General features: G+C 71.7%; 8 protein-coding genes. All 8 read left to right on the forward strand.

The genetic code is table 11. The annotated features are described in order from the left end of the window. On the forward strand, positions 1-1,873 hold a 1,873-nt coding region (locus ABZ260_RS40065), incomplete at its 5' end, for a type I polyketide synthase (protein ID WP_355628046.1). After that, a complete protein-coding gene (locus ABZ260_RS40070; RefSeq protein WP_355628049.1) occupies positions 1,870-2,646 on the forward strand; it encodes an SDR family oxidoreductase in 777 nt (258 codons plus the stop codon). The genes ABZ260_RS40065 and ABZ260_RS40070, both read left to right, overlap by 4 nt. 10 nt (positions 2,647-2,656) lie before the next feature. Beyond that, complete coding sequence (locus ABZ260_RS40075; RefSeq protein ID WP_350926061.1) at positions 2,657-3,064, forward strand: ester cyclase; 408 nt, start codon at positions 2,657-2,659, stop codon at positions 3,062-3,064. A gap of 14 nt (positions 3,065-3,078) precedes the next feature. Continuing rightward, complete coding sequence (locus tag ABZ260_RS40080) at positions 3,079-3,489, forward strand: nuclear transport factor 2 family protein (protein ID WP_355628052.1); 411 nt, start codon at positions 3,079-3,081, stop codon at positions 3,487-3,489. A gap of 147 nt (positions 3,490-3,636) precedes the next feature. Next, complete coding sequence (locus ABZ260_RS40085) at positions 3,637-5,268, forward strand: ABC transporter substrate-binding protein (protein ID WP_355628055.1); 1,632 nt, start codon at positions 3,637-3,639, stop codon at positions 5,266-5,268. Beyond that, entirely contained in the window at positions 5,265-6,185 is a 921-nt protein-coding gene (locus ABZ260_RS40090; protein WP_350966128.1) for an ABC transporter permease, read from the forward strand. Before ABZ260_RS40085 ends, ABZ260_RS40090 begins: the two co-directional genes overlap by 4 nt. A 4-nt stretch (positions 6,186-6,189) precedes the next feature. Then, the gene (locus ABZ260_RS40095) at positions 6,190-7,038 is read left to right on the forward strand and encodes an ABC transporter permease (protein ID WP_355628059.1); all 849 of its coding nucleotides are present in this window, start codon (positions 6,190-6,192) and stop codon (positions 7,036-7,038) included. Then, positions 7,035-8,594: ABC transporter ATP-binding protein (locus ABZ260_RS40100; RefSeq protein WP_355628062.1), on the forward strand; the 1,560-nt coding region annotated here is incomplete at its 3' end. The genes ABZ260_RS40095 and ABZ260_RS40100, both read left to right, overlap by 4 nt.

The raw sequence follows: 8,594 nt of genomic DNA on the forward strand, positions 1-8,594 counted from the left end.
GCAGGCCCCCGGGGTCGCCGAACTCAGCGAGGAACTGGCCGGGCTCGGCGCGCGGGTCGCCGTCGTGGCGGCCGACGCCGCCGACCGGGACGCCCTCTCCGCGGTGCTGGCCGGCATCCCGGCGGCTCATCCGCTGACGGCGGTCGTGCACACCTCCGGCATCGTCGACGACGGCGTGATCACCTCGCTCACGCCGGACCGCGTCGACGACGTACTGCGTCCCAAGGTCGACGCCGCCTGGAACCTGCACGAGCTGACCCGCGACCACGACCTGGCCGCCTTCGTCCTCTACTCCTCCGTCGCCGCGCTCCTCGGCGGGCCGGGACAGGGCGGCTACGCGGCGGCCAACACCTTCCTGGACGCACTGGCCGTACATCGCAGGGCTCTCGGACTGCCCGCGCTCTCGCTGGCGTGGGGTATGTGGGCGCGGCCGAGCGGCGTCACCGCGCACCTGACCGACGCCGACCGCGCCCGCGCCGCGCGCGCCGGGATCCGGGCCCTTGCCGACGCGGAGGGGCTGGCGCTGTTCGACGCCGCGCTCCGGCTCGACCACGCGTTCCTCGTCCCCGCCCCGCTCGACCTCACCGCGCTACGGGCGGGCGGAGCGGAACCGCCCCCGCTGCTGCGCGATCTGGTCAGGCCGCTACGGCGAGCGGCCAGGACCTCCACGGCGACCGGCCCCGCGCTGGCCCACCGTCTGGCCAGGCTGCCCGAGGAACAGCACGCTCAAGCCGTGCTCGACGTGGTCACGGCGGAGGTGGCGGCGGTCCTGGGCACGTCGGCCGGGGCCGTCGCACCGGATCGCCCGTTCAACGACCTCGGGCTGGACTCGCTCACCGCCGTCGAGCTGCGCAACCGGCTGGACGCGCTGACCGGCCTGCGGCTGCCCGCGACGGTCACCTTCGACCACCCCACGCCCGAGGCCCTCGTCGGCTACCTGCTGCCGGAGCTCGCGAGCGTTCCCACGCCCGACGTGCCCGCGGCGGAGACCTCGGCGGCAGGGCAGGGGCCGCTCTCCGATCTCTACCGCCAGTTGTGCGGCCGGGGCGAGTTCGCCGCCGCCGCCGAGCTGATCGGCGTGGTCTCCCACCTGCGGTCGAGCTTCGGCGCGGAGGAGGCCGCCCGGCACGCCATCTCGCCGATCCGGCTGGCCTCCGGCGACGCGCCGGTCACGCTGGTCTGCTTCCCGGCGGTCAGCGCCATCTCCGGCCCGCACGAGTACGCCCGCTTCGGCCACGCCATGCGCGGCGAGCGGGACGTCCACGTGGTGCCGTCACCCGGATACGCGCCGGACGACCTCCTGCCCGACAGCGAGGAGACGTTCGTCCAGATGCACGCCGACACGGTGGAGCGGCTGGTCGGCGACGGCCCGTTCGTGATCCTCGGCCGGTCCATGGGCGGCTGTATCGCGCATTCGGTGGCGGCCGAGCTGGAGAACCGCGGCATCCCGGCGGCCGGGCTCGTCCTGATCGACTCCTACCCGATCGAGAGCCCGACGCTGGAGGGCATGCGGGACTGGTGGCTGGCCGCGATGCTCACCGGGATGGTGGAGCGCATCGAGCGCTACCGGATGGTCTGGAGTGACGCGAGCCTCACCACCATGGGCGCGTACGGCCGGATCCTGGCCGACTGGCAGCCCAAGCCGATCGGTGCCAGGACCCTCGTCGTCCGAGCGGAGGAGCCGCTGCGCGGCACCGTCGTCGATCCCACCGGACGGCTCGACTGGCGGGCCTTCTGGCCGTTGCCGCACGAGACCGTCGATGTGCCCGGCGACCATTTCACAGTGCTCGAAGAGCACTCCGAGACGACGGTGGCGGCGGTCCGCTCGTGGATCGACGCGCTCGTCCCGTCCAGACAGGAGAGGAACGCATGAGTGTTCAGGTAGCGGTCGTCACCGGCGCCGCGTCCGGCATCGGAAGGGCCACCGCGGAGCTGTTCGCCGACAGGGGCGTCCGGGTCGTCGCGGTCGACGTGACGGGGGAGGGGCTGGAGAAGCTCTCCGCCCTCCACGGCGTCGTCCCGCTCGTCGGGGACGTGTCCACCGAGGAGACCAACGCCGCCATGGTCGACCTCGCCGTCCGCGAGTTCGGGCGGTTGGACGCGGTGGTGCTCAACGCCGGGATCAGCGGCGCCGGGCCCCTGGAGTCGCCCGGGGCCATCGAACGGTTCGACCGGATCCTCGCCGTCAACGTGCGCGGCACGGCGCTGGGCATCCGGGCCTCGCTGCCGGCCCTGCGAACGGCGGGTGGGGGCTCGATCGTGGTGACCTCGTCGGTCTCGGGCCTGGGCGGTGATCCGCTCACCTGGGCGTACAACGCCTCCAAGGCGGCGGTGATCAATCTGGTGCGCGGCGCGGCGATCGACTACGCGGTGGAGAACATCAGGGTCAACGCCATCGCTCCCGGCGGGACGGTGACCGCGCTGACCGCGGGCGTACTGTCTCACCCCACGCTCGGACCGGCGGTGACCGAGCGCATCCCGCAGCGGCGCTGGGCGGAGCCACGCGAGCAGGCCGAGGTCGTCTGGTTCCTGACCTCGCCCGCCGCGTCGTACGTCACCGGCGTCACCATCCCCGTCGACGGCGGCCTCAGCGCCAACAACGGCATCCTTCTCCCGCCCGCCTTCCCGGGCGACGCGCCCAGATAGGAGTCTCACGATGAGCACGGAAACGAACAAGGACGTGGCGCGGCGCCTCTACGAGGAGTTGATCACTCTGCGGCGCCCGGAGCTGCTTGAGGAGATCATCGCCGAGGACGCCGTCGACGAGACGATCCCGCCGGGAGCCGGACCCGGAGGCAGGGAGGACTTCCGCGACCACATCCGGGGGGTCTGGCAGACTGTCGAGAACGTCAAGGCCACCGTCACGGACCTGATCGCGGAAGGCGACCGGGTGGTGGTCTTCTGGCGGATCGAGGGCGTCCACCGCGCTCCCCTGTTCGGCGTCCCCGCGAGCGGACGGCATTTCATTGGAAACAGCGTCAGCCGGATAACATTCAAGGACGGGAAGATCGTGCGGTACAACGTTCTTCCGGACCGCCTCGGCATCATCCAGCAGATCTCCTGAGCGGGCGCCGATAAATGGATGAATTATCACTGGAGGACGTTTCCGACATTCGCGGGACGCTCGCGTTGTTCTCCCACCTCTTCGACAACGGAGAGGTCGCCGACCTCGGCCGGGTGTTCACCGAGGACGCGGTGATCAAGCTGACCAGGGGAGCCGGGCGCTCCGTGCGCGGGTTGCCCGCCATCGGCGAGTTCGCGCTGAGCCTGAGGCCGCACGGGCCTGACCACCAGACCCTTGACACGCATGTCTTCGTGGACGGCGACGGTGTCGTCAGGGCGCGGAGCCGATACCTCGCGGTGCTTCCCGACGGGAGCGTGCACAACGGCGACTACCTCGACGTTCTGCGGCGCACCCCCCAGGGGTGGCGCATCGGGCTGCGGGTCTCCGTTCCCCGATATCCACTGGCCAAAGGAATTTCCGGTTAGGGGTTACTAGGGGTGTTTCCGGCGCGAACCCCGGTTTAATCTTTCGGCAAAAGTCAATTCTGACTCCTTCTATTACCAACCCGCCGGAGCGGTGAAATGCACGTGCTCAAAAAATTCGGGCTGTCGTCGCGAACCAGAATCGGGGTGATGGCCGGCGCCATGCTTCTGCTGGCCGCCTGCGGCTCGCCCGCCACCTCCTCCGGCGGCACGAGCGGTTCGGTGTCGGCCGCTCCCGTCAGGGGCGGGTCGCTGACCTTCGCGGCCGACACCGAGCCGGTCTCCTTCGACATTCACGTCAGCTCGCAGGACATCACCGGGGCGATCCTCCGCAACGTCTTCGACTCACTGATCGCCGAGGACTCCTCGGGCAGGTTCCATCCGTGGCTCGCCGAGTCCTGGGAGGTGGCTCCCGATCTCAAGAGCTACACCTTCCGCCTCCGCAAGGACGTCAAGTTCCACGACGGCACGCCCTTCGACGCGGAAGCGGTGAAGGTCAACTTCGATCGCATCGCCGACCCCGCGACCAAGTCACAGCTCGCCTCCAACCTCCTCGGTCCCTACACCGGGACCACGATCGTCGACCCGCACACGGTGAAGGTCGAGTTCTCCGCACCCTTCGCACCGTTCCTGCAGGCCGCGAGCACGGCCTACCTCGGCTTCTACTCGCCGAAGACGATCGCGGCCAACGCGGCCACGCTCGGCTCCGGCGGGGCCGTCGGCGTCGGCACCGGACCGTTCGTGTTCACCGGCTACACCAAGGGCCAGGAGGCGGTCCTGACCAGGAACGCCGACTACGCCTGGGCCCCCGGCACCGGTGGCCACACAGGTCCCGCCTACCTCGACAAGCTGACCGTCCGGTTCCTGCCGGAGGCCTCGGTCCGGGTCGGCTCGCTGAACAGCCGCCAGATCGACGTCGCCGCGGCGATCCCGCCGGCCAACGCGAAGACCGTCGAGGCCAACGCCGACCTCTCGCTGCTCAAGGCCGACTATCCCGGTGGGAACTACAGCATCTACTTGAACGCTTCCAAGCCTCCCCTCAACGACGAGAAGGTCCGCAAGGCACTCCAACGGGGGATCGACGTCGACACCAACGTCAAGGCGCTCTACTTCGGTCGGTTCGCCAGAGCGTGGAGCCCGCTGGCGCCGACCACCCCCGGCTACAACGCGGCGCTGGAGAACAGCTGGCCGTACGACCAGGCCCTGGCCGGCAAGCTGCTGGACGAGGCCGGCTGGACCGGCAGGGACGCCGACGGCTACCGGACGAAGGACGGCAAACGCCTGGTCGTCGACTGGCCGCTGCTGCCCGCCCAGTACGTGCGCGACCAGCGGGACATCCTCGGGCAGGCGTTCCAGGCCGACCTCAAGAAGATCGGCGTCGAGGTCACCCGGCCCCAGGCCGACATCGGCACCTACCTCGAGCGGGTCTACGGCGGCAAGGCCGACCTGGCCGACTACAGCTGGTCGCGCTTCGAACCGGACGTGCTGTGGCTCCTGTTCAACGGCGCCAGCCGGCCACAGAAGGGCGGGCAGAACGCCACGTTCCTCAACGACCCCGACCTGACCACATGGACCGACCAGGGCCGGGCCACCCTCGACGAGACCGTCAGGAAGGACGTGTACGGCAAGACCCAGCAGCGTGCCGTCGACCTCGCGGTGGTGATCCCCGTCTACACCCAGTCGCAGGTACTCGGCCTCGGCAAGCAGGTACGCGGGCTCACGCTCGATTCCAACGCCTGGCCGCTGTTCTACGACGTGTGGCTCGCCAAGACGGCGCAGTGAGGACTCTCGCCAAGCGGCTGGGGGCAGGGCTCGCGGTGCTGTACGGCGCCGCGACCCTCGCCTTCGTCGCCCTCCAGCTCATCCCGGGAGACCCCGTCGCGACCCTGCTGGGACCGGCCACCACGGCATCGGCCGAGGTCAGGCAGCACATCAGGGCCGAGTTCGGGTTCGACCGGCCGGTGCTCATCCAGTACCTCGGCTACCTGGGCAAGGTCGTCACCGGCGACCTGGGCTCCTCGTACCAGCTCCAGCGGCCGGTATGGCAGCTGATCGGCGACCAGCTCGGCGCCACCGTGCAGCTCGCCGCGGCCGCGATCGCCCTCGCCGTCCTGATCGCGCTGGTGTCGGCGGTGGCGACGGCCGGACGGCGCCGCGGTGTGCGGGCCGCGGCGACGGCCTGGGAACTGGTGGCCGTCTCGCTGCCCTCGTACTGGCTGGGCATCCTGCTGCTGACCGCGTTCTCCTTCCAGCTCCGGCTCTTCCCCGTCATCGGCGCGCAGGACCTGGCGGCGCTGGTGCTGCCCGCGCTCACCCTGGCCCTGCCGATCGCCGGTGTCCTCGCGCAGGTGCTGCGCGAGGGGCTTGAGACCGCGCTGGCACAGCCGTTCGCGATCACCGCTCGGGCGCGGGGCCTGGGCCAGACCGCCGTCCGGCTACGTCATGCGCTCCGGCACGCGGCGGTGCCGCTCGCCACCCTCACGGGATGGCTCGTCGGGACGTTGCTCGGCGGCGCCGTCCTGGTGGAGACGGTCTTCGGCCGCTCGGGCATCGGCGCGCTCACGCTGCAGGCGGTGGGAAACAAGGACATGCCGGTGGTGATGGGCGTGGTGTTGCTGTCGGCCTTCGTGTTCGTCCTCATCTCCACGGTCGTCGACCTGCTGTACGCGCTCATCGATCCGCGGCTACGGGCCGGGTGATCGTGTGGCGCCGCTCTCCGTCCGTATCACCGCCCGCTGGGGGCTCGCCGTCCGGCGCGGGCCGTCGGTGCTCGCCTGGGCCGTGCTCGTCCCGATCGCGGTGGCCGCCCTCGCGCCGGAACTGCTGGCCGCGTCCTCGCCGATCACCATCGATCCCGTCCATGCCCTGCTACCACCCGGTGCCGAGCACTGGTTCGGCACCGACCAGCTCGGCCGCGACCTGTTCACCCGGGTCGTCCACGGCGCCCGGCCGTCCCTGCTCCTGGGGCTGGGCTCGACCTGTCTCGCCGTCATCGGGGGAGCGGTGCTCGGCCTCGCCGCCGCGCTGGGCGGGCGCCTGGCCGACCAGGCGGTCATGCGGGTGGCCGACATCCTGCTCTCACTGCCCCAGCTCCTGGTCGCCCTGCTTGTGATCACCGTCCTGGGCGGCGGGACCGCCAACGTGGTGCTGGCCATCGCCATCGCCTTCGTCCCCGGGTACGCGCGGGTCGTCCGCGCCGAGGCCCTGGTGGTGCGCAGGTCGGGGTACGTCGAGGCGGCCTGCGGGCTCGGGCTGCGGCGCTCGACGCTGATCGTGCGGCACATCCTGCCCAACGCCCTCGGCCCGCTGCTGGTGTTGGCAGGCGTCGGCTTCGGCACGGCGCTCATCGCCGGATCCGGGCTGAGCTTCCTCGGCTTCGGCACGAGGCCGCCCGCACCGGAATGGGGAGCCATGCTGTCGGAGGGCCGTGACTTCCTGCAGACGGCCTGGTGGATCGGGCTGTTCCCCGGGGCGGCCATCACGGCCACGGTGATCGCCGTGAACGTGATCGGCCGCTCCGCCCAGAGCCGCTTCACCAGGAGGACGCGGTGATCGTGGTCGAAGGACTCGACGTCGTCTTCCATCTCGACGGCGAGCGGATCCATGCGGTGCGGGACGTGTCGTTCGCGGTCGCGCCCGGCGAGTGCCTGGCCATCGTCGGGGAGTCGGGCTCAGGTAAGAGCGTCACCGCGCGCACCCTCGTCGGCCTGGCCGGCGAGCGGGCCTCGGTCAGTGCCCGCCGGCTCACCTTCGAGGGCGACGACCTGACGACCCTGACCGAGTCGGGCTGGCGCGCGGTCCGGGGCCGCCGGATCGGCCTGGTGCTCCAGGACGCGCTGGTGTCGCTGGACCCGCTCAGGACCGTCGGAGCCGAGGTCGCCGAGACGCTGCGCACCCACCGGGTCGTGGACCGGGCGGGCATCGGCGAGCGGGTGCTGTCGCTGCTGGCCGACGTCGGCATCCCCGACCCGGCCCGGCGGGCGCGCCAGTACCCGCACGAGCTCTCCGGCGGTCTGCGACAGCGGGCGCTCATCGCGTCCGTGATCGCCGCGGGACCGCGCCTGCTGGTGGCCGACGAGCCCACCACCGCGCTGGACGTCACCGTGCAGGCGCAGATCTTCGCGCTGCTGCGCGGGCTGACGGAGAGCGGCGCGGCCCTCCTGCTGATCAGCCACGACCTGGCCGTGGTGTCCAGGCTCGCCGACCGCATCGCCGTCATGTACGGCGGGCTGATCGTCGAGGAGGGCCCGGCCGCCCGGTTGCTCGCCGATCCCCGGCATCCGTACACCCAGGCGCTCATCGCCGCCGTGCCCGCCGCCCACGCCAAGGGCACGGCGCTGTCCGTCGCGGCGGCCGGGCGGCCCGCGTCGGGACCGGGCGGATGCCCGTACGCGGCCCGCTGCGCGCACGCCGACCAGCAGTGCCGAGACAGGCTCCCGGATCCCGCCGAGGTCGAGGCGGGGCATCGGGTCCTGTGCCGATATCCCGCCTCGCGCGTCCTCGCGCCGGTACCACGGCCCGCCCGGCCCGCCGCGGCGCGGCCGGAACCTCGCGAGCGGGGGGACGTGGTGCTGGCGGCCGAGGGCCTCTCCAAGCGGTTCCGCACCCCCGACGGGGGCTGGCAGGACGCGGTCAGGGATGTGTCGTTCCAGCTCAGAGCGGGGGAAACGCTGGGGCTGGTCGGAGAGTCCGGATCGGGCAAGACGACCGCCGCCCGCATCGCGCTCGGCCTGCTGGAACCCGACGAGGGCGTCGTACGGCTCGGTGGCGAGCCGTGGAGCGGCGTGCCCGAGCGCGACCGCAGAACGAGGCGGCGCCGGATCCAGGCCATCTACCAGGATCCGCTCGGCTCGTTCGACCCCCGCTACCCGGTCGGGCGGATCGTCGGCGAGGCGGTGGCCCTGACCGGTGTCCGGCGCAAGGAACGCCGCGACCGGGTCGTCGAGCTGCTCGACCAGGTCGGGCTGCCGGCGGCCACCGCGGGACGCCACCCGCTCGAACTGTCCGGCGGCCAGCGGCAGCGGGTCGCCATCGCCCCGCCGCGGGCCCCCAGCACGGAAGAGAGTCGTGGAGGGAGACAGTTTAGTTGTGTTGGTGTAGATCAAGGT

Origin of the sequence: Streptosporangium sp. NPDC006013 (assembly GCF_040614275.1) — a bacterium.
Lineage (GTDB): Bacteria > Actinomycetota > Actinomycetes > Streptosporangiales > Streptosporangiaceae > Streptosporangium.